We start from the raw sequence: 25,297 nt of genomic DNA on the forward strand, positions 1-25,297 counted from the left end.
GTCACTCTTCCCCAAGCTCTCGGCTTCGCTCGAGCAGGGGAGACCCCAACCGCTCCGCGTCGACTCCCTCCTCCGCCTTGCGATCGCACGCACCACACACCGCTCCCTGATCCGGCCTGATCGGAAAGACACCCCCTAGGACGCCCCGATGACCGACGTGCTGCTCGTGGAGGACGACCCGCTGTTGCGGGAGGCCACCCAACTCTCCCTGGAGCGTTACGGATACCAGGTGCGGGCGGTCTCCGACGGGCAGGCCGGGCTGGCGGAGTTCCGTGACCGGGTGCCCGATGTCGCCGTGCTGGACGTCATGCTGCCGCGGCTCGACGGGGTCGCCCTGGTGCGCCTCATCCGGGCGGAGAGCCGGCTGCCGGTGCTGATGGTGTCGGCGCGCACCGACCCGGTGGATGTCGTCGTCGGTCTGGAGGCGGGTGCCGACGACTACCTCACCAAGCCGTACGACATCCCGGTGCTGGTCGCCCGGATACGCTCGGCGCTGCGGCGCGCCACGGACACCGCCCGGAGCGCGCCGCCCGAGGACGATCCGGTGCTGCGGTTCGGTGACCTGACGGTGGACACCGCCTCCATGGAGGTCCGCCGGGAGGGCCGGCTGCTCGGCCTCACCCCCACCGAGCGCAGGCTGGTGCTGGAGTTCGCGGCCGAGCCCGGTGTCGTGCTGTCGCGGATGACCCTGCTGGAGCGGGTGTGGGACTACACGTGCGGGGGTGACACCCGGGTCGTGGACGTCCATGTGAAGCGTCTCCGCGTCAAGATCGGCCACGAACGCATCGTGACCGTCCGCGGGTTCGGCTACAAGCTGGCGCCCTGACCGCCGTGGGACTCCGTACCAAGACCGCCCTCGTCATCGCCGGTACCGCCGCGCTCGTCGCCACCCTCATCGGCCTGCTGGTGCATCAGCTCACCGCCGAGGACCAGCGGAAGAACGCCGCCCATGCGCTGGACGCCCGGCTCGTCGAGGCGGTCAGCGCCTACGCCTCCGGGGTCGACAACGGTGCCCTGGTGAATCCGCGGGAGCTGCCCGCCGCGCTCCGCAGGACCGTCACCGAGCGCCCCGTGCGGGCCACCTGCCTCCAGCACGCCGACGGCTCCCGGCCGGTGCTGTGGGCCGCCACCCGCAGTGGCCGTGACCTCGTCGCCGTCCGGCGCTCCTACGTGCCCCAGGCCCGTGCCCTGGCCGCACTCGACCGGGTGCTGGTCGGCTCGGGGGCGGCCGTCACCGCGCTCGGCTGTGTGCTGGGCATCGTCGCGGCGGCCGGCGCGGGGCGGCGGATCACCGCGTCCGCGCGCACCGCGCAACGGATCGCGGACGGCGATCTGACGGACCGGGTGGTGCCCCGCGGCAAGGACGAGATCGCCCGGCTCGGCGCCGCCGTCAACACCATGGCCGACGCCCTGAGCGCCCGCCTGGAGGCCGAGCGACGGGTCACCGCCGATATCGCGCATGAGCTCCGCACCCCGGTGGCCGGTCTGGTGACCGCGGTCGGGCTGCTGCCGCCGGGCCGCCCGGCCGAGCTGGTCAGCGGCGGTGTGGACACCCTGCGCAGCGTGGTGGAGAACGTCCTGGAGGTGGCCCGGCTCGATGTGCCGGGCGTCGAGCAGGCGCAGTGCGAGGAGGTGCTGCCGAGCGCCCTGGCGCACCGGGCGGCGGCGCTGGCGGACGGGGACGTCGAGGTGCTGGTGCGGGGCGAGTCGGCGGTGACGACCGACCACCGCCGGGTCGAACGGATCCTGGTCAACCTGGTCGCCAACGCCCGGCTGCACGGCGCCCCGCCGGTGACCCTGGAGGTGGCGGGGTCGGCGGTGCGGGTCCGCGACCACGGCCCCGGCTTCCCCGCCGAGCTGCTGGACCACGGCCCGCAGCGCTTCCGCACCGGCGCCCGCGAGCGCGGTGCCGGGGTGGGGCTGGGCCTGACCATCGTGGCCGGCCAGGCGCGGGTGCTGGGCGCCCGGGTGACCTACGAGAACCCGCCGGACGGCGGCGCCCTGGCCACGCTGGACCTCGCGCCTGACAGTTGACGGGCCGGGGCTGTCCCTCGCGGCCCCGTGTCCCCCGCCGACCGGCTCCGGCGGCGCCCGCCGATAGGCCAAGCGGCCGTACCCGACGCCCTACCGCGGTACGGGTGCGGGGACACCGCCGGGGAGTGACGCGGGTGGGCGCGGGGCGAACTTACTGTCCCGGCATGACGAACCGACCCCCTGCCGCCGTACGGCGCCCGGACGGCTCCGCGGGCCCGCCCCGGCTGGCCGCGGCGGCCCGGCACGCCGGTCTCGCGGTGACCCTGTTCCCCGCCGGTGCCCTGGCAGTCTGCTCCACTCTCACCGGCCACCGGGAGGCCGCCCGGCGGCGGTGGCTGCGCGCCGGGCCGCTGCCGCTCGGCGCCCCCGCACCCGGCGTCGCCCGGCTGGTGTTCCACGGCGCGCTGACCATACTTCTCGGCGTCCTCGCCCTGCTGCTGACGGGCGCGCTCGCCCTGGCGATCGCCCGGGGTCTGCTGTACGGGTTCGTCGACCAGGCGCCGCACGACCAGTCCTGGGGCGGCCCCTCCCTGGCGGGCGCCTGGCTGGCGCACTTCGCCGTCTCGCTGCCCTGCGTCGCCCTCGCCCTGGTCATACTGACCGGCCTCACCCGGCTGAACCGCCACACGACGGCTCCGCTGCGCGGCGAACGCCGCCCCGCCTGGGCGCTGCCCGCCGCGGCCGTGTCCTGTGTGCTCGGCCTGCTCTTCGTCGTCGCCTTCGTGCACCAACTGCCGTAGCCCCGCACAACACGAAGTCCCCCTCCCGGCGCCGGGAGGGGGACTTCTGTGTCAGATGCCGCGAACGGGCTCAGCTCTGCGGGAGGTTGAAGTAGATCATCGGGTTGTGGCGGCTCTCGCGGACCGGCTCGCTGAGGTTCAGCTCCTTCTTCACCTCGGCCAGTCGCGCCGTCACCTCGGGGGCCTTCGCCACGGACGGGGTGAAGAACTCGACGTTCTGGGCGGCCAGCCACTTGATGATGACCGAGCCCTCGCTCATCGGCTTCGGGCGGCGGCCGTGGAAGACGTCGTGGACGCTGGTGGGCGTCCCGGGGCGGACCACCGGGAAGAGGTTGTCGATGTACCAGCGCGCGAAGCGGGCGCCGTGGTCGGCGTCGATGAAGAGGTAGTCGGTCTCCGCGGGGACCTTGGCGATGGTGTCCCGCAGGTCGCCCTTGGTGAACGTCCAGCGGCCCTCGGAGAGTTCGGCCGGCACGTTCTTCACGACGTTGTCGACGATGTCGAAGGAGTACAGGTGGCCGGTGCCGTTGTCGCGCAGCGCGCTCAGGATCCAGGTGGTGGACCAGCCGCGGAAGGTGCCCACCTCCACGACGACCTCGGGCGCCAGGTCCCGCAGCAGCAGGTAGGTGATCTCCGCCTCGTAGTCGTCGAGCTGGGCCTTCACCGTCTCCTTGTTGTCCCGGAGGAACTTCCGCTGCTGGTCGCGCACCGCCCTCAAGTCGTCCGCGTACTTCACGTAAAGCGTGCTTATCGATTCGAGCGTGAGGGTGGACATCAATCCTCCGGAGGGGAACGAGTGCGGGTGGTGCTGACGTACGGACGGAAGGCTTCGACGGGCCGACGCGGTGGCGAACTACCTTCTCATATCTCGTTATTGTTCAGTTATTACTTCGGTGTGCGCGGGCGTCCCGGTCCCGGAAGGCCGTGCCGAGCACGACGAGGACCACCGCGAACACCGGAATCCACCCGCACCGCGCCGCGAGCCAGCCCGCGGATTCCGGGCTGGTGTGCAGGCCGGGGAGGGTGTGCCCCAGGCCCAGCGTGATGACGGTCGTGGTGAGCATCGCGGTCTGGTGCCAGAGGAAGACGGTGATCGCCGAGAGGTTGAGCAGCGCCACCGCCGCCCAGAGGAACTGCGCCGGGGTCGCGCGGGTCCGGGGCGTCGCCGCGGGGGCCGGAGTTGTCACCGCCCGGCGCAGGGGGGCGCGCAGCAGCAGGGCCGCGCCGGCCTGTGCCAGACCGAAGGCGACCGCCGCGACGGTGGGCGGGTTGAGGTTGGAGAGCGCGGTGCCCGGGACGCCGACCATGCTCGCGGGATAGCCGCCCCAGAGGATCAGCGCCGCCAGGGCACCGCCGCCGCCGAGCAGCAGCGCCAGCGCGCTCCGGCGGCGGGTGAATCCGCCGGCCGCCCAGACCGCGCCGAGGCAGTACGGGACCAGCCAGGCCACCGGGATGTTCAGCAGGCGCAGGGTGTCGGCCCAGCCGCTGTCCGGGAACACCGTGCGCGAGGCGTCCAGCGCGGCCACCAGCAGGCAGGCCGCCACCGCGAGGCGGGCTGCTCCTGCCCGGTGCACCAGCGGCGTCGCCGCGATCAGCAGCACGTAGACGCCGAGGAACCAGAGGGGGGAGTACGCCAGCCACATCAGCGTGTGGATCGTCTCGTGCGCGGTGCCGGCCAGCACCAGGCCCAGCCAGACGAGTCCCCAGGTGAGGGCGAACGCCTTCGCCGGGCGGAGCAGGCTCGCCAGCCGCTGCTTCAGCCAGGTCCGGTAGCCGGTCCCGCGGGCCAGCGCCGCCTCGTAGCCGCGGGCGCTGACCCGGCCGCCCACCAGGAAGAACACGGCCAGGGGCTGCAATAACCAGGTCACCGGGGCGAGTCCGGGCCGATGTCCCAGCGGGCTGTCCCCGACCAGATGGCCGCCGGCCTGGAGGACGACGCCGCTCACCAGCCAGTGGCCCAGGACCACCCCCGTGATCGCCAGTGCGCGCAGCACATCGGCCGCCCGGTCCCGTTCGGCCGGGGTCGCCGCGTCGATGCGCAGCACCGCCGTGTGGAGGGCCTGCCAGGGGGTGCGCCGCGGGGGACGGGGGCGCAGCGGGCCGGTGGGCAGCGGGGGCCGGCGGACCGCTGTGGGCGGGCGCAGTTCCAGGTCAGTCATCGGAGACCTCCGTGCCCCGGCCGAGCGCGATCAGGGATATGTTGCGCAGCGGGAGTCCGCCGGGGCGGAGGTAGTCGCTGTGGCTGCCGGCGCCCGCGGGAAAGATCCGCGCTCCGAACGCGTCGCTGACGGGGTCGGTGCCGAACCCGACCTGTTCGCCCAGCAGATCGAGGCTGACGTGGGGCACGCCCTCGATCCAGTCGGTCGCGCCCCGGCCCGCCCACACCGGGACCCGGGTGCGCAGTTCGGCCCGGGAGCGTACGCCCGTTCCCGGGCTGCCGAAGAGCACCACGTCCGCGAGGGAGGACTCGGCCGGGGCGTCCATACGGCGCAGGGCGGTGGCGCACACCACGGACCCGTAGGAGTGGCAGAGCAGGGACACCCGGGCCGCGGCATTCACCGTCCGCAGGTCCCCGACCAGTCCGGCGAGCCGACGGCCGCCGTCCAGGGCGCGGTCGGTGGAGACGATGTCCCGGCTCATGGTGCGGGGCGCCGGGTAGCCGTACCAGGCCACCACCGCGGTCTTCCGCCGCGGCTGGAGCCTGGTCATCTCGGCGTGCAGCGCCCGGGCGCCGCCGTTCAGCGAGGCGTAGACGGTGCCCAGTTGGTCGAAGGTGTCGACGGTGGTGTCCGAGCCGGGCACCACGACCGCGATCCGGTCGGCGTGCGCGAGGTCGCCGAGCACCTCCACGACCTGGCCGTCGCCCCGCGGGCTGAAGGAGAGGAAGTGCCGGTCCGTCCGGGAAAGTTGGCCGAGGACCTTCGCCCGGCCGTCGTCGCCCATGGCGCGGGCCGCGCGCCGGGACTCGGTGATGAAGCGGTGGTTCGCCGCGTACCGCGCCGCCAGATTGTCCGCGCGGACGGCGGGGAGTTCGGGCCGCACCGGCGTGCCCGGCACGGTGGACCGTGCCGCGGCGGCGACCGTCACCACGATGGAGCATGCGGTGAGGGCCATCGCCAGCCCACGTCTGAGACGTGCAGCGCGCATCGCCGGCCGTCCTTCCTGTCCGTTCGGGGAACTGGAAGAGGAGGTTAATGACATGACCGGCGGGAGGAATCACGCTGCGGAGCGCTCTTCGCGGTAGCTCTCAGGTAGGGGGTCGACTACCCGGTGCGGGCCGGGGGCCGCCCCGCCGGGGCACGGACGGGCCCGGCGAGCGGACCCCGGGCCGGCCCCTGCCTGCTGTCACACCCAGTCCTGATTGCCCCGGGGATGCGCGGATACGGCCTGGTGCGGGACGCGGACGTTATCGGGGACGTCTAAGGTGGCGCAGGCGATAAGGGCCGGTGCGAGCACGAGAATGACACGCTGGGTGGTGGCGCCAAGTATCGCAGTCATGATTCCCCCTAGTGAATACGTGCACGGACGGTGGTCGACCGTCGGTGCCATGAGGCATGAATTTATCCGGCGGACGGCTTCACATCGTTATTGGCCGGCTTTTTTCCGGGTCAGCGGGTGGAAGCCGTGGCCCTTCAGTCCGACAGGCCGGCGCTGCGCGCGGGTGTCGTTCCGGTGAACTCCGGTACAACGAGGCCCGATTCGCAAATCGGCCGTCCCGGGTGCGCCTTTTGTCAGGTGGCTTGATTGCCCGTCAGTGCGGTGCGGTCGGTCCGCCACCCTCCGGCCGGTCACCCCGTCCGGCTCCGCGGGACACCCTCCCCTCATCGACGGTGCTCCGCAACGTCGTTTACCGGCCATCGCCCCACCGCTGCGATGCCCCGTTCGGCAACAAAAATCACGGCGCGAAAGCCCGCAAAAGTGGTGGAGTAGACCTCTGCCCGGGCCCTCGGGAGGAGCCACGCTCAGTGACCGCGTTACGATCCCTATAGTGGCTGGATCACGGGCCTAGCGGTCGTGCTACACGGGGGGTAACACAGCCATGCCAGAAGACCGTTCCATACCTCGCGCCGTCAAATACGCCGTACTCCGACCGCTGTTGGTCATCACCGACAGTGGCCGAATCGTAGGGGTCCACGGTCCACGGCAGCGCACCATTCTCACCATGCTGATCCTCGCCTGGGGTCGTGTCGTGTCGGTCGACAGCCTGGTCGACGCGGTATGGGGCGATGAACCTCCGGCCACGGCCAGGACGCAGGTGGCCATTTGCATCGGGGCGCTGCGCAAGTCCTTCAAACAGGCGGGCGTCGACGGCGATGTGATTCTGACGACCCACCCCGGCTATCGGCTGGAGACCGCCGGGAGCGAACTCGACGCCCTCCAGTTCACCTCCCTCGTCGCCGAGGCCGCCGCGCAGGTCAAGCAGGGCCGCCACGAACAGGGCCGGGTCCTCTACCGGCAGGCCCTCGACCTGTGGAAGGGGCCGGCGCTGGCGGGGGTGACGGGGCGGCCGGTCGAGGACGAGGCGACCCGGCTCGACGAGCGGCGCTACGCGGCCTATGAAGCCTGGTCCGAGGTCGAACTCGCCCTGGGCCACCACCAGGACATCATCTCCGAGCTGACCACGATCGCGAACAGTTCCCCGCTGCACGAACAGCTCCGGTACAACCTCATGCTGGCCCAGTACCGCGCCGGTCTCCGGGCCGAGGCGACCGAGGGTTTCCGGATGTGGCGGCGCAACTTCGTCGAGGAACTGGGCCTCGAACCGAGCGTGGCCATAAAGGAATTGCACGCCTCCATTCTTCAGGACGACCCGGGTCTGACACTTCCGGTGCAAGTCAAGCCGATGGTGGTGCCCGCGCAGCTGCCGCCGGACGTGGACCTTTTCCAGGGCCGGGCGGGGGAACTCGTGCGGCTCGACCGGCTGCTCGGGGAGAAATCCCCGCGTATCGGTCTGATCACCGGCGTGGCCGGCGTCGGCAAGACCGGCCTCATCGTGCACTGGGCCCATAAGGCCGCCGCGGAATTCCCGGACGGTCAGCTGTACGCCGATCTCGCGCAGTACGACGGCACCCAGCCGGCCTTCGTCGCGGCCGCCCTTCAGGGGCGTTTCCTCCGGGCGCTCGGGGTGCCCGGGGACCAGATACCGTCCGACCCCGCCGAGCTCGCCGCGCTCTACCGCAGTGTGCTCGCCGACCGGAAATCGCTCATCGTGCTTGACAACGTTCGCGCGATGCATCAGATCACCCCGCTGCTTCCGGGCAGCGGCCGCAGCTGTGTCCTCGCGGCCAGCCGGGAACAACTCGCCGCCGATTCGGGCACGGTCCGGGTCGATCTGGGGCTGATGACCTCGCACGAGTCCCAGACCCTGATCACCAAAATCGCCGGTGCGGACCGGGCCGGCGCGGAGAAGGCCGCGGTCAACGAGCTCTGCCGGCTGTGCGACGGGCTTCCGCTCGCCCTGCGGATCGCGGCGGCCCGTCTGGTCGCCAAGCAGCACTGGTCCGTACAGCACCTGGTGGACCGGCTCCGCGACGAGCACCGCCGGCTCGATGAACTCAGCACCGGCGGCCTGGAGGTGCGCGCCAGCTTCGCCCTCAGCTACCGCGGCCTGACCGAGCAGACGGCGCGGATGTACCGCCTGCTCGGGCTGCTCGACGTGCCGGACTTCCCGGCGTGGGTGGGCGGCGCGCTCCTCGATGTCTCGCCGGCCGAGGCCGAGGACATGATCGAGCGGCTGGTGGACGCCCATCTGCTCACCCCGGTCGGCAGCGACGCCACCGGCAGCATGCGCTACCGCTTCCACGATCTGCTGCGGCTGTACGCGCGGGAGCGGGCCGAGTCCGACGAGTCCGAGGACAAGCGCCGCGCCGCGCTGCACCGGGTGTTCCGTACCTATCTCACGCTGGCCGAGCAGGGCCACATCCGGGAGTACGGCGGCGACTTCGCGATCATCCACGGATCGACGCCGCGCCGGCACCTCGACGCCCCGCTCGTCGCCAGGCTCCTCCGCTCGCCGCTCGACTGGTTCGAGGCCGAGCGCCCGTCCCTGGTGGCCTCGATCCTCCAGTCCTGCACGCTCCGGATGGAGGAGCTCGCCTGGGACCTGGCGATGTCCAGCGTGGTGCTCTTCGAGACGCGCAACTACTACGACGACTGGCGGGCCGTCAGCGAGAAGGCGCTGGAGGCGAACCGGAACGCGGGGAACGTCCGCGGTGAGGCGGCGATGTGCTACGAACTCGCCTCCGTGGAGATGTTCCAGCAGCGCTTCGACGCCGCCATGCCGCTCTTCAACCGGGCCTTCCAGCTCTTCGACAGCGTGCGGGAGGTCCACGGGCGGGCGCTGACGCTGCGCAACATGGCGATCACCGACCGGGTGCAGGGCGGTCTCCGGTCGGCCATGAGCCGGCTGGACGAGGCACGCAACACCTTCCGGGTGGTGGGCGACGTGTCCGCCGAGGCCCACACCCTCAACCAGATGTCCCAGATCGAACTGGAGTGGGGTAACCCGGACGCGGCGGTGCGGCTCTCGCTGGAGGCCGTACGGATCGCCACCGCCCTGGGGGAGACCCGGGGCGCGGCCCAGGCGCTCAACCGGCTGGCCGCCGCCTATGTGAAGCAGCGCCGTTTCGAGGCCGCCAAGCAGTCGTACGACGGGGTGCTGCGGATCGTCCGTGGCAAGGGCGACACCCGCGGTGAGGCGTATGCGCTGATGGGCCTCGGGGAGACCCTGGTGGCCTGGGGCCAGTACGTCGAGGCCGAGAGCATCCTGTCGGACGCCCTGGAGATCGCGGAGCGGGTCGACGACCTCTTCCTCCTGGCCAAGGTCCATCTGGCGCTCGGCGCGTGCAGCCAGCAGCTGAACCAGCTCACCCGGGCGAGCCAGCATCTGCTGATCGCGCGCAACACCTTCCACGAGATCGGCTCCGTGTGGGGGGAGTTGCAGGCGAGCGCGGACATCAGCCGGCTGTCGGCGGAGGCGTGCGGGGGGCGGACGCTGCCGGGGCGGTGACCGCGGGGGCGGCGGTGGTGTGCCGGGCCGATAACGGGCGGAAAACGGTGCGGGATAGCGTCCGCTGCCGTTCGAGCCGGCCCCCACCGATAGAGGTTCAGTTGACTCCTCCCCCTCGTAAACGACGGGGATTCCTGGTTCACGTTGCCTGCGGCCCGGCGGGCCAACAGGTCTTACACGATCAGCGCCAGCCGGGTTGAAGACCAGCCCGGACCAGCATCACGCGGGCGGAGTTCTTATCCCTGGGGGATACGGCTCCGCACGCGGTGCAGGCATAGGTTCTCTCGGAAAGAGGAAGTGCGTGCTTGGTTCTCGCTCCGCACTGCGCACAGTCCATCGTGGTGTGCGCGGGGTGTACCAGATGCACGGCCCGCCCGTGCTTGCGGGCCATCTCGGCCAACGCCGCCTTGGTGGCGCCGATCGCGGCGTCGGCGGCCTTGCGGGCCATCGAGGACTTGGCAAGGAACTTCGGCCTGAAGTCCTCCACCGCCAAAGCGTCATGATCACGGACCACGCGCTTGGCCCACTTGCGAGCGGTGTCCTGACGCTGCCGGGCCACCTTCTTGTGGAGTCTCGCGGTCTGCCGCTTCGCTTCGCGGTAACCCTTCGACGCGGCCTTTCCCTTCGCGGGTCTGCGGCGGGCCATCATCCGCTGATAGTGCGCGAGGCGCTGCGCAGCCTTCTTCCCGTGCTGCGGGTGGGGAAGGTCGTGGGCGTCGGATGTAGTGGTCGCGGTCTCCGTAACGCCCCAGTCGACCCCGATCACACGACCAGTGGCGGGCAGGTCCTCGGGCACGGCGGGCACGACGAAGGAGGCGTACCAGGCGCCGGTACCGTCGCGGTACACACGCACCGAGGACGGCGGCTCGGGCAGGTCCCGCGACCACACCACCCGCACCACGGTGCCACCCGCCAGGTGCAAGCGGCCGTCTTTCAAACGGAAGCCACGCCGGGTGTATTCGAGGGTGGGAAGCGCGTCACGCTTCCTCTTGTACTTCGGCATCCCCGCCCGCTGCCGCATCGGCAACCGGGCCCCGATGTCCTTGAGCGCCTTCGCCCGCGACTTACCGAAGTCTCGGACCAACTGCTGCTGCGGAACGCATGCGCCCTCCCGCAGCCACGGCATCCGGGCACGGGCCTCGGTCAGCATCGCGGCGAGCTGCACCGGACCACACGTACGCTTCTCCGCCCCGTCAGGACGGGTCCTGTTCCAAGCACCCACCTGCCTGGACCTGGCCACGCACTCGTTCCACACCCACCGGCACCGGTCCCACTCCGCTTCCAGTGCAGCGCAGGCCGTGGACGACACACGAAGCCGGTAGGCAAACCGGGCATGCCCGCCACCTGCCGCCTTCGCTTCCATCGCCATGAACAGCAACCTACCCGGGGCGACTGACAGTTGAGAGCTCCAAGCCCATGTGAGCCGCCTCGTCACCGTTGCAAGTGGACGCCGATCCGCCCTGACGGCGAATCGACTTCCCCTGCCCCCTCACACGGGAGCTCCTGTTCCCCACCCGGCCAAAGCCGGGCGTATCCACGAAAGAGAGACGATGACTGTGCGCGACGAGATCGCCGTCCCGGATGCCGACGGCAGCAACGAGCTGTTCGACTGGCTCGGCAGGATGCGGGAGGGGCATCCCGTGTGGCAGGAGGGGGACGGGCCGTATCACGTCTTCCGTTACGAGGACGTGCAGCAGGTCATCTCCGACCCGAAGACGTTCTCCAACGACTCCAGCCGGGTCATGCCCCATCTGAAGCCGCTGACCGCGGGCAACATCAACTCGATGGACCCGCCGGACCACGGCAAGCTGCGCCGGCTGGTCAACCAGGCATTCACCCCGAAGACGGTGGCCGGGCTCGAACCCCGTATCGCGGCGGTGACGGACGAGCTGCTGGCCGCGGTCGACACGGAGCGGTTCGACCTGGTGGACGTGCTGACGTATCCGCTGCCGGTGATCGTCATCAGTGAGCTGCTGGGGGTGCCCGCCGCGGACCGGGAGCTGTTCCGGGTGTGGGCGGACCGGTTCATCGCGCTCGGCGAGCAGCCGATCGCGCCGGAGGACTTCGTCGCCACGTTCCAGGCCGCGACCCGCGAGATGGACGAGTATCTGCTGGGCCACTGCCGAAAGCGCCGGACGGACCCGAAGGACGACCTGATCAGCCGGCTGGCCACCGCCGAGATCGACGGGGAACGGCTCACCGACGACGAGGTCGTGAAATTCACCGGAATCCTCTTTCTGACCGGGCACCTCACGACGACGCTGCTGATCGGCAATGCCATGCAGTGCCTGGACAGCCATCCGGACGCCTATGCGGAACTCCGCGCCGACCGCTCGCTGATCCCCTCGGCGATTGAGGAAGTGCTGCGGTTCCGCTCGCCTTTCACCACGGTCAGCCGGGTCACCGTGACCGATGTCGAGGTGGGCGGACATCTCATTCCGGCCGACCGGATGGTCACGCCGTGGGTGATTTCGGCGAATCATGACGAGGCGCAGTTCCCGGACGCGCACCGCTTCGATATCCGGCGGACGCCCAACCGGCATGTCGCCTTCGGGCGCGGCGGTCACTTCTGTGTGGGCGCGCCGCTGGCCCGGCTGGAGGCGGAAGTGGCGCTCAATGCCCTGCTGGACACCTTCCGTGAACTGCGTGTCGATCACGGCCGCGACGTCGCCTATCACGCCCGCGGAATGTATGGCGCGAAGAATCTGCCGATGACGGCCCGGCGTGACTAATATAGATCGCTCGTTCCCCGATAACGAAGTAAAAATGCACCTGTCTAACTTCTGTGCGTGAATCAGCCCACCCGCCCTTCTGAGGCCCGTTCACGAACAACAGGAGTCACAGCGTGATTAATTCAGTGGTCATTGTCGGCGGCGGCACTGCGGGATGGATGAGCGCCTCGTACCTCAAGGCGGCGTACGGTGACCGCATCAACGTCACTCTGGTGGAATCCGACCGCGTCGCGACGATCGGCGTCGGTGAAGCGACCTTCAGCACGGTCCGGCATTTCTTCGACTATCTCGGCCTGGACGAGCGCGAATGGATGCCGGAGTGCTCCGGTTCGTACAAGCTGGGCATCCGGTTCGAGAACTGGCGGGAGCCGGGGCAGCACTTCTACCACCCGTTCGAGCGGCTGCGGACCTCCGACGGGTACACGCTGGCCGACTGGTGGCTTCAGGAGGGCGACCGCAGCGAGCCGTTCGACCGTTCCTGCTTCATCACCCCGGCGCTGTGCGAGGCCAAGCGCTCGCCGCGGCTGCTCGACGGTTCCCTGTTCGCGGGCGGTCTGGACGGCTCGCTGGGCCGTTCGACGCTGGAGGAGCAGCGGGCCCAGTTCCCGTACGCGTACCACTTCGACGCGGCCCTGCTGGCGAAGTTCCTGAGCAAGTACGGCACCGACCGCGGGGTCCGTCATGTCGTCGACGACGTGACCGAGGTGGGCCGCGACGAGCGCGGCTGGATCAGCCATGTCGCCACCCGCGAGCACGGCGACCTCACCGGTGACCTGTTCATCGACTGCACCGGCTTCAAGGGCATGCTCATCAACGAGACCCTGGACGAGCCGTTCGAGTCCTTCCAGGACGTGCTGCCGAACAACCGCGCCGTCGCGCTGCGCGTCCCGCAGCCCGACCAGGCCACCACCGGGATGAACCCGTACACCACGGCGACCGCGATGGACGCCGGCTGGATCTGGAACATCCCGCTGTTCGGGCGGAACGGCAACGGCTATGTGTACTCCGACGAGTTCTGCTCCCCGGAGGAGGCGGAGCGCACCCTGCGGAACCACGTCGCCCCCGGCCGGGACGACCTGGAGGCCAACCACATCCGGATGCGCATCGGGCGCAACCGCCGCTCGTGGGTCAACAACTGTGTGGCCATCGGCCTGTCCAGCGCCTTCGTCGAGCCGCTGGAGTCCACCGGCATCTTCTTCATCCAGCACGGCATCGAGCAGCTGGTGAAGAACTTCCCGGACGAGCGCTGGGACCCGGCCCTGGCCGACGACTACAACAACCGAGTCGCCGAGGTCCTGGACGGGGTCAAGGAGTTCCTGGTCCTGCACTACAAGGCGGCGCAGCGCGAGGACACCCCGTACTGGAAGGCGGCCAAGACCCGCGCCCTGCCCGACGGGCTCGCCGAGCGCCTCGCCATCGGCACCTCGCATCTGCTCGACGAGCGCACCATCTACCAGCCGTACCACGGCTTCGAGCAGTACTCCTGGATCACGATGATGCTGGGCCTCGGCCATGAGCCGGAGCGGCCGCGCCCCTCCCTCGCGCACATCGACCCGGCGAACGCGCGCGCCGAACTCGCGCGGCTCCGGGCGGACGCGGACGAGCTGGTCGCCGCCCTGCCCAGTTGCTACGAGTACATCGCCTCGCTCAACAGCTGAGCCACCGGGCTCACTTCCGCTGCCGACGCCCCTACCCCCATCCCCCCGGCGGGTACGGGCGTCGGCGCTTCACCCGCCCGTGCGGCCGGGAGTCCGGGGCCGGCCCCGGGACGAACCGGCGCCCCAACCGGAGGACGACCTCACCATGGCTAGCCTTCCCCCACCCTCGTCCGCACCGGATACGGCCACCCGCCCGGTGCCGGCCGACGACTTCCGTTCGCTGATGGGCGCCTTTCCCAGCGGCGTCGCGGTGATCACCACGTACGGGGCGGACGACCGGCCCCGCGGGCTGACGTGCAGTTCGCTGTCGAGCGTGACGACCGCGCCGCCGACCCTCTCGGTCTGGCTGACCACCCAGGGCGAGACCCTGACCGCGCTGCGCGCCTACGGCGCCTTCGCGGTGAACCTGCTGCACGACCGGGGGGAGCGGGCCGGTGAGGTCTTCGCGCACCGGGTCGCGGACCGCTTCGCCCAGGTCGGCTGGCGGCGCTCGCCGGACGCCGGGCTGCCGTGGCTGGCCGACGACGCCTTCGCGGTCGCCGAGTGCCGGGTGACGAAGCTGGTCGAGGTGAGCGACCACACCCTGGTGGTGGGCGCGGTCACCGGTGTCACCCAGCATCCCGGGACGCCGCTGCTGTACGGGGCGCGGCGCTTCGCGTCCTGGCCCGGCGGTGAGGTCCCCGCCGCGCCGCTCGCCGTCGGCACTTCGGTGACCTCGTGCTGAAGGTCGTCGCGGGCGTCGTCCTGCTGCTCGGTGCCGTGGGGCTGTGGTGGGGCCGGCTGGGCTCCGGGGGGTCGTCCACCGAGGTCGACACGACGGCCAGGTTCCTGCTCGCCGTCATGGTGATCATTCTGCTCAGCCATCTGCTGGGCGCGCTGCTGGGCCGGCTCGGCCAGCCCCTGGTGATCGGTGAGATCCTCGGCGGCCTGCTGCTCGGCCCCTCCCTGCTGGGCTGGGTGTGGCCGTCCGGGCAAGCCTGGCTGCTCTCCCCCGATGTCGTCTCCGCCCTCAACACGGTGGCGCAGCTCGGGCTGATCGTCTTCATGTTCCTGCTCGGCTGCGAGCTGCGCCTGGAGAACCCCAAGAAGGCCGTCGGGACGCTCGGGGTGAGCGTGCTCGGCGCGATGGGCCTGCCGTTCGTGGCCGGGCTCGGACTCGCGGCGCTGGCCCCCGGGATGTTGCAGGGCTCGTCCCCGCACGCGGTGGGCTACCTCTGCTTCTTCGGGCTGGCCCTGTCGGTGACCGCCCTGCCGGTGCTCGCCAGGATCCTCACCGACCTGCGGCTGGACCGCACCCCCATCGGCCAGTTCGCGCTGGCCGGTGCGGCGGTGGGCGACGGGATCGCCTGGCTCGCGCTGACCGTCATCCTCGCGGTGACCGGGTCCGGTGACGCCTCCGGTATGGGCAGCACGATCGCGCTGGTGGTGGCCCTGGTCGTGTTCACCGCGCTCGTCGTGCGTCCGCTGCTGGCGACCGCGGTGCGCCGGGCGGAGGAGCGGCCCGGCAAGGGGACGCTGCTGCCGCTGCTGCTGGTCGGTGCCATCAGCTATGCCGTGGTGACGCATCTGCTGGGGCTGCACGCGGTCATCGGGGCGTTCCTCTTCGGTACCGCGGTCCCCCGCGACTCCAAGGTCACCGAGCGGATGAACCAGCAGCTCCAGGGCTTCACGCTGACCGTGCTGCTGCCGCTGTTCTTCGCCGGTGTGGGGCTCAATGTCTCGGTCGGCGCCCTGGGGCGGGACCCGTGGCACTGGCTGGTTCTCGCCGCCGTCATCGTCGTGGCGACCCTGACGAAGCTCATCGGTGCGGGGGGCGCCGCCCGGCTGATGGGGTACCGGCCGAAGGAGGCGCTGCGCTTCGGCGCGTTGATGAACTGCCGCGGGGTCACCGAGCTGGTGGTCGCCGGCATCGGCTGGCAGCGCCATCTGATCAGCACGTCGGGTCTGACGGTGCTGGTCCTGATGGCGGTCGGCACCACCGCGATGACCGGCCCGCTGCTCAAGCTGCTGGGCACGAAACCGCCGGAGTCCCCGCCCGGGGAGAGCGACGGCCCGCCCGCGGAATCCGACGGCCCGGCCGTCCCCGCCCTCCAGGGCGCTCCGCTCCGGGCGGACGCCTGAGAGGGGCACCAGCGCGGCCGGACGCCTGAGGCGGGCGCCGCGCGGCCGGCCGCCTTTCCCGGCCGGTGTCCTTCGGAGTATCGCCCGTGGTCGGCGGCGCGATATCTCGCCAATAAGCCACCGACCTAGCGTCTTGTTCGCTCATGGACAGTACCGAGCCATGACAACCGGCATGGCCACAAGGGAGGTTGCGGTGACGGCTGCGGACCGCGCATTCTGGCAAAGAGTTCTCGGCGGCGGATACACCCCCTTGCCCCGGTGGCCGGGGAATCCGGCGGATTCCGCTGCCGTATGCCGCACCGCGATACCGGCCGGCACCGCGCAGGCGCTGCTGCTCCGGTCGGAACGGCAGGGACTTTCTCCCGACATCCTGCTGCTCACCGCCTATGTGCGGGTGCTGGCGGCGGTCACGGGTGATTCCTCCGTGGTGACCGGATATCTGCCCACCGGCTATCGCCCCACCGGATATCTGCCCGGAAAGGGAGCGCGGAAAGACCCGCAAGGAGACCCGCAAGGAGACCCGCAAAACGGCCCGGATATGGGCCCGTTGCCGCTCTGGGCCGCCCTTTCCGGCGGCTCGTGGGCGGAACTCGCCACCGAGGTCGCGCAGGGGGCGGACGAGGTGCGGCGGCATTCCCCGCAGGTCCTCGACGAGCTGCGCACCGAGACCGGCCGGACGGCGCCGCTGTTCGACACCGTGCTGGTCGACGGCCGGGCGGCCGGCCCCGAGGACCTGACCGCCAGCACCGTGCTCGCCGCCGGCCTCTCCCGGACCGGGGACGACCTGGACCTGGTGCTGAGCCACCGCCCCGGCGCACTGGACGGCGAGCAGGCCGGCCGGTTCGCGGGCTATCTGCTCGCCGCGCTGCGCGAACTGGCCGAGCGGCCCGAGGCGGACCACCAGGAGTGGAGCCCGGTGCCGGAGCGGGAGATCGCCCAGCAGCTGGCCGAGTTCGCGGGCCCGTACCGGGAGCTGCCCGACCGCCGGGTGCATGAACTCTTCGAGGACCAGGTGCGGTTGCGGCCGGACGACATCGCCGCCGTCCACGGCACCGAGTCCTGGACCTACCGGGAGCTCAACGAGCGCGCCAACCGCGTCGCCCACGCGCTGCGCCACGGCGGGCTGCGCGACGAGGACGTGGTCGCGGTGGTCACCGAGCGCACGCTGCCGTGGCTGGTCGCCGTGCTGGCCGTGTTCAAGGCCGGCGGCGTCTATCTGCCGGTGGAGCCGCACTTCCCGGCCGACCGGATCAGCGGAATGCTGGTGCGCGCCGACTGCCGCCGGGTGCTGACCGAGCGGGACGCGTCCCCGGGCCTGACCGAGGCGCTGGCCGGGCTGCCCGGCGTGCGCGCGGACCATCTGGCGGAGCTGCTCGCCGGGGACCACCCGGTCACCGACCCCGGTGTGCCGGTGGCCGCCGGGCAGAGCGCGTACATCTACTTCACCTCGGGCTCGACCGGGGCGCCCAAGGGCGCCGTGTGCGAGCACGCGGGCTTCCTCAACCATCTGCTCGCCAAGATCGACGATCTGGAGATCACCGAGGGCCGGGTGGTCGCCCAGACCGCGCCGCAGTGCTTCGACATCTCCCTGTGGCAGCTGGTGGCCGCGCTGGCCGTCGGCGGGCGCACCCTGATCATCGGGCAGCCGGACATCCTGGACACCGCACGCTTCATCGAGACGCTCGCCACCGGCGGTGTCGAGGTCCTCCAGGCCGTGCCCTCCTACCTCGAAGTGGTGCTGACGGAGCTGGAGCGCAGTCCCCGCGCGCTGCCCCGGCTGCGCCATGTGTCGGCGACCGGCGAGGCGCTCAAGAAGGAGCTGGTGGAGCGCTGGTTCGCCACCTTCCCCGAGGTCGCGCTGGTCAACGCGTACGGCCTGACCGAGACGTCCGACGACACCAACCACGAGGTGATGCGCCGGGTGCCCGAACAGGGCTCGGTGCCGCTGGGCCGGCCGGTCGCCAATGTGCGGATCCATGTCGTCGACGAACGGCTGCGTCCGGTGCCGCTCGGCTCCCCGGGCGAGATCCTCTTCTCCGGCGTCTGCGTCGGACGGGGCTACGTCAACGACGAGGAGCGCACCCGGGCCGCGTTCATGCCCGATCCCCTGCTGCCCGGTGAGCGGATGTACCGCTCCGGCGACTTCGGGCGGTGGCTGCCGGACGGGCGGCTGGAGTTCCTCGGCCGCCGGGACGCCCAGGTCAAGATCCGCGGCTTCCGGATCGAGATCGGCGAGGTGGAGAACCAGCTGCTCCGGGTCGACGGGGTGCGGGACAGTGCCGTCGTCGTCACGGGAGAGGGCGAGGGCCGGCAGCTGGTGGCCTTCCACAGCGGCGAGGAGCTGTCCGACGAGCGGCTTCTTGAGGCGCTCGGCGCGGCGCTGCCCAGTTACATGATCCCCAGCCGGTTCCGCCGGCTCGACGTGCTGCCGCTCACCGCCAACGGCAAGATCGACCGCAAGGCGCTGACCCGGCTCGCCGGGCAGGAGGAGTCCGCGGACGGCGGCGTGGAGCTGCGCACCGGCACCGAGCGGCGGCTCGCCGAGCTGTGGTCCCAGGTTCTGAAGGTGCCGGCCGAACGGATCGGCCGGGCCTCCCATTTCTTCGACAGCGGCGGGACCTCGCTGTCCATGCTGCGGCTGGCGATCGCGCTGGACCGTGTGGTGACGCCCGTCGAACTCCAGCAGCACCCGGTTCTCGCGGACTGCGCGGCGTTGCTCGACCGCCGGGCCGCCGAGGCTCCGAATCCAGGAAGGCAGCCAGTTGACAGCCACGTTTGACGGCCCGGCCGTCCCCGAAACCCTCGGCGACGGCGCCGAGTTGCTCCTCGGCGAGGGCCGGCCCCCGGTCCTCCGGCTGACCGGTCCCGAGCTCCCCGCCGAGACCGTGCGCACCCTGCTCGCCCGGCACGGCGCCCTGCTCGTGCGGGGCCTGGGTCTGGCGGCCCCCGCCGATCTGGGCCGCGCCGCGCGGGCGCTCGGGGTGACCCCGATGACCGAGCGGGAGGGCTTCACCGGCCGGACCGACTTCGGCGACGGCGTGTACGGCGCCTCGGAGTGGCCGGCCGATGAGCCGATGTGCATGCACCACGAGCGGAGTTACGGCGACGAGGTGCCCGGCATCGCGCTGTTCGGCTGTCTGACGGCGCCCCGCTCCGGCGGCGCGACCGCCGTGGCCGACGCCCGGACCGTGCTGGCCGCGCTGCCCGCCGACGTGGTGGAGCGCTTCGCCCGCGAGGGCTGGCGGCTGGCCCGCAACTACCGTGACATCGGCGTCAGCTGGACCGAATCCTTCGGCACCGACGACCCCGCGCAGGTCGACGCGTACTGCCGGGCGCACGCCCTGGACCACGAGTGGCTGCCGGACGGCTCGCTGCGCACCGTGCAGCACCGCGCCGCGGTGGTGCACCACCCCGCCACCGGCGAGCGGCTCTGGTTCAACCAGATCGCCTTCCTCAACGAGCTGACCATGGACCCGGCGGTGCGCGAGTACCTGGTGTCCCTGTACGGGCCCGACGCGCTGCCGTTCACCACCTTCCACGGCGACGGCGAGCCGGTCCCGGCGCAGGTCGTCGAGGTCATCAACGAGGTGTACACGGCGGCGACCGTACGGGAGCCGTGGCAGGCCGGCGACCTGCTCGTGGTCGACAACCTGCGGATGGCGCACAGCCGCGAGGCGTACGAGGGCGACCGCGAGATCGTGGCGCTCTTCGGCGACCCGGTGCGCCTCGACGGACACGTCCTGCCCGCCGCCACCTGACAGGCCGGGCCGGTCCGGAAGCCGGCCCTCCCTCCTCTCCTCTACGGTTCCACGGAGCTTCACATGCCCCAGCAGCACGCTGCGCCTTCGTTCTCCGTCCTCTCCGGAGCCCAGGTGCACCAGGTCCTCGACGCGCACCACCAGGGCGTCGTCGACCTGATCGAGACGGCCTACCGGCTGCACGGCGGAGGCGAGACGGTGAACCCGCCGTCGTACTTCCTCCGCTTCCCCGACCGCCCGTCCTCCCGGATCATCGCGCTGCCCGCCTCGATCGGCGGCGAGCGGCCCACGGACGGCCTGAAGTGGATCTCCAGCTTCCCGGAGAACGTCGAGGCCGGGATCCCGCGCGCCTCGGCGGTGCTGATCCTCAACGACCATGACACCGGCTACCCGCTGGCCTGTCTGGAGAGCTCCATCATCAGCGCCGCGCGCACCGCGGCGTCCGCGGCGCTCGCCGCCGACCGGATCTCCGCCGCGCGCGGCACCCGGCCGGCCCGGGTCGGGTTCTTCGGCGTCGGGCTGATCGCCCGCTACATCCACACCTATCTGGCGCGCACCGGCTGGGAGTTCGACGAGATCGGGGTGCACGATCTGTCGGCGGCGCACGCGGGCGGCTTCGCCGACTACCTCCGGGAGTCCGGCGAGACCGGCACGGTCACCGTGCACGGCTCCGCCGAGGAGCTGATCCGCTCCTGCGACCTCGTGGTCTTCGCCACCGTCGCCGGCACCCCGCATGTCACCGAGCCCGGGTGGTTCGCGCACAACCCCCTGGTACTGCATGTCTCGCTGCGCGATCTGTCGCCCGAGGTGGTGCTCGGCGCGGCCAACATCGTGGACGACGTGGAGCACTGCCTGAAGGCGGACACCTCGGTGCACCTGGCGGAACAGCGGGTGGGCCACCGGGACTTCCTCGACGGCACGCTCTACGACGTCCTCACGGGGAAGGTGCGGCCGCCGGCCGACCGGCCGGTGATCTTCTCCCCGTTCGGCCTGGGGGTGCTGGATCTGGCACTCGGCAGGCATGTCTACGAATCCGTGAAGGAATCCGGCGAGCTGCGGGTCGTCGACGATTTCTTTCACGAGATGCGCCGTTACGGCTAGGGCGGGAGGCACCCGTGCCGACTATTTCGGCTCCGCAGGAATTCAACGAGGAAGACCTGTACGTCGATCTCGACGCCGTACTCGGAATCCCGCTCCACCTCAAGTGCGAGGGCTTCAATTTCACCGGATCGGTGAAGCAGAAGGCCGCGCTGGAAATGGTCGAGGCCGCGGAGGAGGCCGGGCGGCTGTCGCCCGGTTCCGTCCTGGTGGAATCCTCGTCCGGCAATCTGGGCGTCGCGCTGAGCGTCATCGCGGCCAGCAAGGGCTATCGCTTCGTCTGCGTCACCGACTCCCGGTGCAATCTGGCCTCCAAGCGGCTGATGGAGGCGCTCGGCGCCACCGTCCACACCATCGCGGAGCCGGCGGCCGAGGGGGGCTTCCTCGGGGCGCGGATCGCCTACGTACGCAAGCTGTGCGAGGAGGACGCGCGCTACGTCTGGCTCAACCAGTACGTCAACCCGGCCAACTGGCGGGCGCATTACCGCTACACGGCCCCCGGCATCCACCGGAGTTACCCCGGGCTGGACGTGCTCTTCGTCGGGGCGGGGACCACCGGGACCCTGATGGGCTGCGCCCGCTGGTACAAGGAGCACCGGCCCGGGGTCCGCATCGTGGCCGTCGACAGCGTCGGCTCGGTCGCCTTCGGCCACCCGCCGTCCCCCCGGATGATCCCGGGCCTGGGCTCCGGGGTCCGGCCGGCGCTGCTGGACGAGGACTTCATCGACGATGTGGTGCTCGTCCCGGAGCCGGACACCGTGCGCATGTGCCACCGGCTGGCCGGGCGCGGCTTTCTGTTCGGCGGCTCCACCGGGACGGTCGTCAGCGGCGCGGACCGGTGGCTGGCGGAGCGCGGCGGACCGGCGGGGCTCTCCGCGGTCGCCATCTCGCCCGATATGGGCGAGCGCTATCTCGACACCGTTTACCACACCAACTGGGTGCAGGGCGTCTACGGCGAGGACACCCTCGGCCCCGCGCACCCCAGCCATGAGACGAGAGAGGCAATACGATGACCAACCCGTTCGAGGACGCCGAGGGCCGCTACCTGGCCCTGGTCAACGACGAGGGCCAGTACTCCCTCTGGCCGGCGTTCGCCGAGGTCCCGGACGGCTGGACGGCCGCCCTGCCGGAGACCGGCCGCGCCGAGGCCCTGGAGTACATCGCCGCGCAGTGGACCGATATGCGTCCGCTGAGTCTCGTCCGTGCGATGGAGGGCTCCGAGGGCACCGCGAAGGCGGCCTCCTGATGACCGTGACACTCGACACCGGGGCGGCGGCGCGGGTCGCGTCGCTGACCCCGGACGAATCCGTGGCGGCGGAGCAGGCCGCCCGCCGGGTGATGGCCTCCGGTGCCGCCCTGGTGGACAGCGCCGGCTGGGTCGATGCCGCGCGCACCGGCTGGTCGGAGCTGCCGCTCGGGCTGCGCCGGCCGCTGCACGAGTTCCGCCGCGACTCCGGGCGCAGCGGGGTGCTGCTGCTGCGCGGGCTGCCGGTGGACGAGGCCGCGCTGCCCGACACCCCGTCCGGCGCCGGTTCCGTACAGCGGTCGGGTGCGGTGGCCGCCGCGGTGCTGACGATGGTGGCCTGCGGGCTCGGCGACCCGGCCGCCTTCCGGCCGGAGAAGACCGGCGCGCTGGTCCAGGACGTGGTGCCGGTGCCGGGGAAGGAGGAGTTCCAGGGGAACGCGGGCTCGGTCCTGCTGACCTTCCACAACGAGAACGCCTTCCATCCGCACCGGCCCGACTTCGTGATGCTGCTGTGCCTGCGCGCCGACCACGAGAAGGTCGCCGCGCTGCGGACCGCCGGTATCCGTGCGGCGATGCCGCTGCTGAGCGAGGAGACCCGGGCGGTGCTGGCCGCACCGGAGTTCGTCACCGCTCCCCCGCCGTCCTTCGGCGGGTCGGACGGCGGCACCGAGCCGCACCCGGTGATCTTCGGGGCCCCCGAGGACCCGGATCTGCGGATCGACTTCGCGGCCACCCGGCCGGTCACCGACCGGGCCCGCCGGGCGATGGACGAGCTCGGCGACGCCTTCGAGCGGACCGGGCAGAGCACGGTGCTGGCCCCGGGCGATCTGGCGATCGTCGACAACCGGGTCACCACCCATGGGCGCAGCGCCTTCCAGCCGCGCTACGACGGCCGCGACCGCTGGCTCCAGCGCACCTTCGTCCTCACCGATCTGCGCCGCTCCCGCGGCTCCCGATCCGGAGACGGTTACGTCCTTGACTGACAGCCTCCCCACCGCAATTCCCGAAAGGACCCGGCACCCATGACCCCTGCCATCCGGATCGAGAATCTGGCGAAGAACTTCGGCAGTACGGCCGCGATCCGGGGGGTCAGCCTGGAGGTGCCGGCCGGCCGGGTGCTCGGGCTGCTGGGCCCCAACGGCGCCGGCAAGACCACGCTGGTGCGCATGGTCTCCACGCTCATCCGGCCGGACAGCGGGCGCATCCTGGTGCACGGGCACGATGTCGTGCGCGAGGCCGCCAAGGTGCGCCCGCTGATCGGACTCACCGGCCAGTACGCCTCGGTGGACGAGGACATCTCCGGCTGGGAGAACCTCTATCTGATCGCCCGGCTGTTCAACCTGCGCGGGCGCAAGGCCCGCGCCCGCGCCGACGAGATGCTGGAACGCTTCAGCCTGACCGACGCCGGCAAACGGCCCGTCGGCGGCTACTCCGGCGGCATGCGCCGGCGGCTCGACCTGGCGGCCAGCCTCACCGGCGACCCCCGCGTCCTGGTCCTCGACGAACCAACAACGGGCCTCGACCCGCACAGCCGCAACAGCCTCTGGGCGGAGGTGAACCGGCTCGCCGGCGAGGGCACCACCGTGCTGCTCACCACCCAGTACATGGAGGAGGCGGAGGCGCTCGCCGACGCCCTGGTGGTGATCGACAGCGGCCGGGTCATCGCGTCCGGCTCCACCGCCGAGCTGCGGGCGCGGCTGGGCGGGCAGACGCTGCACATCCGGCCCGAGCACCCCGGCGATCTGGCACGTGTCCACCGGGTCCTGGTGGCCGCGGGCCACACCGAAGCCACCGTCGCCGCGGACGAGGGACGACTCCAGCTGCCGCTGACCGACGGGGGCAGCCAGCTCACCGCCGTGGTCCGCACCCTCGGCGAGGCGGACATTCCGCTCGCCGCCCTGCACACCCACATTCCGAGCCTTGACGAGGTCTTCCTCAAGCTCACCGGACCCGCGGCCAGGGAACCCGTCGCCGCTAGGAGCGCGGCATGAGTTCACTGGTACGTCACTCACTGGCGCTCTCGCGCCGCAATCTGCGCAAGTCGCTGGCGAGCCCGGGGCAGGTGCTGGACACCGCGCTGATGCCGGTGGTGCTGTCGGTCATCTTCATCTACGCCTTCGGCGGCGCGATCGCCGGGAACAGCGCGGACTACCGGCAGTATCTGATGCCGGGAATCATGGCCCTGAACCACACCATCGTCTCCCGCACCGCGGGCATCGCGCTCAACACCGATTTCTCCTCCGGGGTGATGGACCGCTACCGGTCGATGCCCGTCGCCCGGTCCGCCGTGCTCATCGGCCGGGTCTCGGCGGACTCGGTACGGCTGCTGATCAGCCAGCTGGCGGTGTTCGCCTTCGCCCTGCTCATCGGCTTCCGCGCGGACAACGGCCTGCTGCCCACCGTCGCCGCCTTCGGTCTGCTGCTGCTGTACGGCATCGCGCTCTGCTGGGTGAACGCCTTCATCGGCCTGGCCGCCCGCAGCATCGACACGGTGCAGAGCGTGAGCACCATCGCCATGCTGCCGCTCCAGTTCGGCAGCTCGGTCTTCGTCGCACCCCACACCATGCCCGACTGGCTACGGGTCTTCGTCGAGCACAACCCGATGACCCTGGTCGTCGACGCCTCCCGCAACCTGATGATCGGCGGCCCGGTCGCGGCCTCCGCCCAGGGCGCCCTGCTGTGGATCGCCGGGCTGATCGCGGTGTTCTTGCCGCTGTCCGTGTGGAAGTACCGGGCGCGGACCTGACGGGGAACTGGCATGAGGCAACAGGCCCGAACGCCATGAGGTCCCGCCGGTGTGAGGCCGGCGGGACCTGTTACTGCGCGCCGTGACGAGCAGCGGCTTGTCGGAGGGCGTCAAGAGGCAACTCCGCACGTGGACGTCCTCTTGGCCAGGGGGAA

Annotated in this window: 20 protein-coding genes and 1 pseudogene; 16 read left to right on the forward strand and 5 right to left on the reverse strand. The window is 71.3% G+C overall.

Annotated features, from left to right (window positions below; all coding sequences use genetic code 11):
* The first annotated feature begins 148 nt into the window (after positions 1–148).
* The 3 genes from ACFWJW_RS14270 (at position 149) to ACFWJW_RS14280 (ending at position 2,774) form a co-directional block, all read left to right on the forward strand.
* Complete coding sequence (locus tag ACFWJW_RS14270; RefSeq protein WP_387239700.1) at positions 149–826, forward strand: response regulator transcription factor; 678 nt, start codon at positions 149–151, stop codon at positions 824–826.
* 5 nt (positions 827–831) lie between these two features.
* The gene (locus ACFWJW_RS14275) at positions 832–2,034 is read left to right on the forward strand and encodes an ATP-binding protein (RefSeq protein WP_387239703.1); all 1,203 of its coding nucleotides are present in this window, start codon (positions 832–834) and stop codon (positions 2,032–2,034) included.
* A gap of 164 nt (positions 2,035–2,198) precedes the next feature.
* Positions 2,199–2,774, forward strand: a complete 576-nt coding sequence (locus tag ACFWJW_RS14280; RefSeq protein ID WP_387239706.1) for a hypothetical protein — start codon at positions 2,199–2,201, stop codon at positions 2,772–2,774.
* Between the two features lie 70 nt (positions 2,775–2,844).
* Here the strand turns inward: ACFWJW_RS14280 and ACFWJW_RS14285 are convergent, their stop codons facing one another.
* From ACFWJW_RS14285 to ACFWJW_RS14300, 4 genes are all read right to left on the reverse strand, one after another.
* Positions 2,845–3,549: a class I SAM-dependent methyltransferase gene (locus ACFWJW_RS14285; protein WP_387239709.1), complete on the reverse strand. Its 705-nt coding sequence runs from the start codon at positions 3,547–3,549 to the stop codon at positions 2,845–2,847.
* Positions 3,550–3,652: 103 nt separating this feature from the next.
* Positions 3,653–4,933: an acyltransferase gene (locus ACFWJW_RS14290; RefSeq protein ID WP_387239712.1), complete on the reverse strand. Its 1,281-nt coding sequence runs from the start codon at positions 4,931–4,933 to the stop codon at positions 3,653–3,655.
* Entirely contained in the window at positions 4,926–5,921 is a 996-nt protein-coding gene (locus tag ACFWJW_RS14295) for an alpha/beta hydrolase (RefSeq protein WP_387239715.1), read from the reverse strand. The genes ACFWJW_RS14290 and ACFWJW_RS14295 overlap by 8 nt, the downstream gene beginning before the upstream one ends.
* Before the next feature lie 198 nt (positions 5,922–6,119).
* On the reverse strand, positions 6,120–6,272 hold the full coding sequence (locus tag ACFWJW_RS14300; protein ID WP_387239718.1) for a hypothetical protein: 153 nt from the start codon (positions 6,270–6,272) through the stop codon (positions 6,120–6,122).
* Between the two features lie 541 nt (positions 6,273–6,813).
* Here ACFWJW_RS14300 and ACFWJW_RS14305 point away from each other — a divergent pair.
* Positions 6,814–9,783 (forward strand): BTAD domain-containing putative transcriptional regulator, encoded by a 2,970-nt coding sequence (locus ACFWJW_RS14305; RefSeq protein WP_387239721.1) that lies wholly within the window; start codon positions 6,814–6,816, stop codon positions 9,781–9,783.
* A gap of 150 nt (positions 9,784–9,933) precedes the next feature.
* On the opposite strand, the pseudogene ACFWJW_RS14310 reads toward ACFWJW_RS14305, so the two are convergent.
* Positions 9,934–11,152, reverse strand: a pseudogene (locus tag ACFWJW_RS14310) (RNA-guided endonuclease InsQ/TnpB family protein); the annotation flags it as partial.
* Between the two features lie 181 nt (positions 11,153–11,333).
* On the opposite strand from ACFWJW_RS14310, the gene ACFWJW_RS14315 reads away from it, so the two are divergent.
* The 12 genes from ACFWJW_RS14315 (at position 11,334) to ACFWJW_RS14370 (ending at position 25,142) form a co-directional block, all read left to right on the forward strand.
* Entirely contained in the window at positions 11,334–12,515 is a 1,182-nt protein-coding gene (locus ACFWJW_RS14315) for a cytochrome P450 (protein WP_387239724.1), read from the forward strand.
* Positions 12,516–12,628: 113 nt separating this feature from the next.
* Positions 12,629–14,173 carry a tryptophan halogenase family protein gene (locus ACFWJW_RS14320; RefSeq protein WP_387239727.1) on the forward strand — a complete coding sequence of 515 codons (1,545 nt, stop codon included), beginning with the start codon at positions 12,629–12,631 and terminating at the stop codon, positions 14,171–14,173.
* A gap of 145 nt (positions 14,174–14,318) precedes the next feature.
* Positions 14,319–14,897: a flavin reductase family protein gene (locus tag ACFWJW_RS14325; protein ID WP_387239730.1), complete on the forward strand. Its 579-nt coding sequence runs from the start codon at positions 14,319–14,321 to the stop codon at positions 14,895–14,897.
* Positions 14,891–16,294, forward strand: coding sequence for a cation:proton antiporter (locus ACFWJW_RS14330; protein ID WP_387239733.1), 1,404 nt, complete (start codon positions 14,891–14,893; stop codon positions 16,292–16,294). Before ACFWJW_RS14325 ends, ACFWJW_RS14330 begins: the two co-directional genes overlap by 7 nt.
* 193 nt (positions 16,295–16,487) lie before the next feature.
* Positions 16,488–19,073, forward strand: a complete 2,586-nt coding sequence (locus ACFWJW_RS14335) for an amino acid adenylation domain-containing protein (protein ID WP_387239736.1) — start codon at positions 16,488–16,490, stop codon at positions 19,071–19,073.
* Positions 19,057–20,052 carry a TauD/TfdA family dioxygenase gene (locus ACFWJW_RS14340; protein ID WP_387239739.1) on the forward strand — a complete coding sequence of 332 codons (996 nt, stop codon included), beginning with the start codon at positions 19,057–19,059 and terminating at the stop codon, positions 20,050–20,052. Before ACFWJW_RS14335 ends, ACFWJW_RS14340 begins: the two co-directional genes overlap by 17 nt.
* 63 nt (positions 20,053–20,115) lie before the next feature.
* The gene (sbnB, locus tag ACFWJW_RS14345; RefSeq protein WP_387239742.1) at positions 20,116–21,153 is read left to right on the forward strand and encodes a 2,3-diaminopropionate biosynthesis protein SbnB; all 1,038 of its coding nucleotides are present in this window, start codon (positions 20,116–20,118) and stop codon (positions 21,151–21,153) included.
* Positions 21,154–21,167: 14 nt separating this feature from the next.
* A complete protein-coding gene (gene sbnA, locus ACFWJW_RS14350) occupies positions 21,168–22,163 on the forward strand; it encodes a 2,3-diaminopropionate biosynthesis protein SbnA (RefSeq protein ID WP_387239745.1) in 996 nt (331 codons plus the stop codon).
* Complete coding sequence (locus ACFWJW_RS14355) at positions 22,160–22,396, forward strand: MbtH family protein (protein WP_387239748.1); 237 nt, start codon at positions 22,160–22,162, stop codon at positions 22,394–22,396. Before sbnA ends, ACFWJW_RS14355 begins: the two co-directional genes overlap by 4 nt.
* Positions 22,396–23,379: a TauD/TfdA family dioxygenase gene (locus ACFWJW_RS14360; RefSeq protein ID WP_387239751.1), complete on the forward strand. Its 984-nt coding sequence runs from the start codon at positions 22,396–22,398 to the stop codon at positions 23,377–23,379. The genes ACFWJW_RS14355 and ACFWJW_RS14360 overlap by 1 nt, the downstream gene beginning before the upstream one ends.
* Before the next feature lie 39 nt (positions 23,380–23,418).
* On the forward strand, positions 23,419–24,387 hold the full coding sequence (locus ACFWJW_RS14365) for an ATP-binding cassette domain-containing protein (RefSeq protein WP_387239754.1): 969 nt from the start codon (positions 23,419–23,421) through the stop codon (positions 24,385–24,387).
* Positions 24,384–25,142 carry an ABC transporter permease gene (locus ACFWJW_RS14370; protein ID WP_387239757.1) on the forward strand — a complete coding sequence of 253 codons (759 nt, stop codon included), beginning with the start codon at positions 24,384–24,386 and terminating at the stop codon, positions 25,140–25,142. Before ACFWJW_RS14365 ends, ACFWJW_RS14370 begins: the two co-directional genes overlap by 4 nt.
* Positions 25,143–25,297: the final 155 nt, after the last annotated feature.

Source organism: Streptomyces sp. NPDC127097, from assembly GCF_042724075.1.
In the GTDB taxonomy this organism is placed as follows: domain Bacteria; phylum Actinomycetota; class Actinomycetes; order Streptomycetales; family Streptomycetaceae; genus Streptomyces.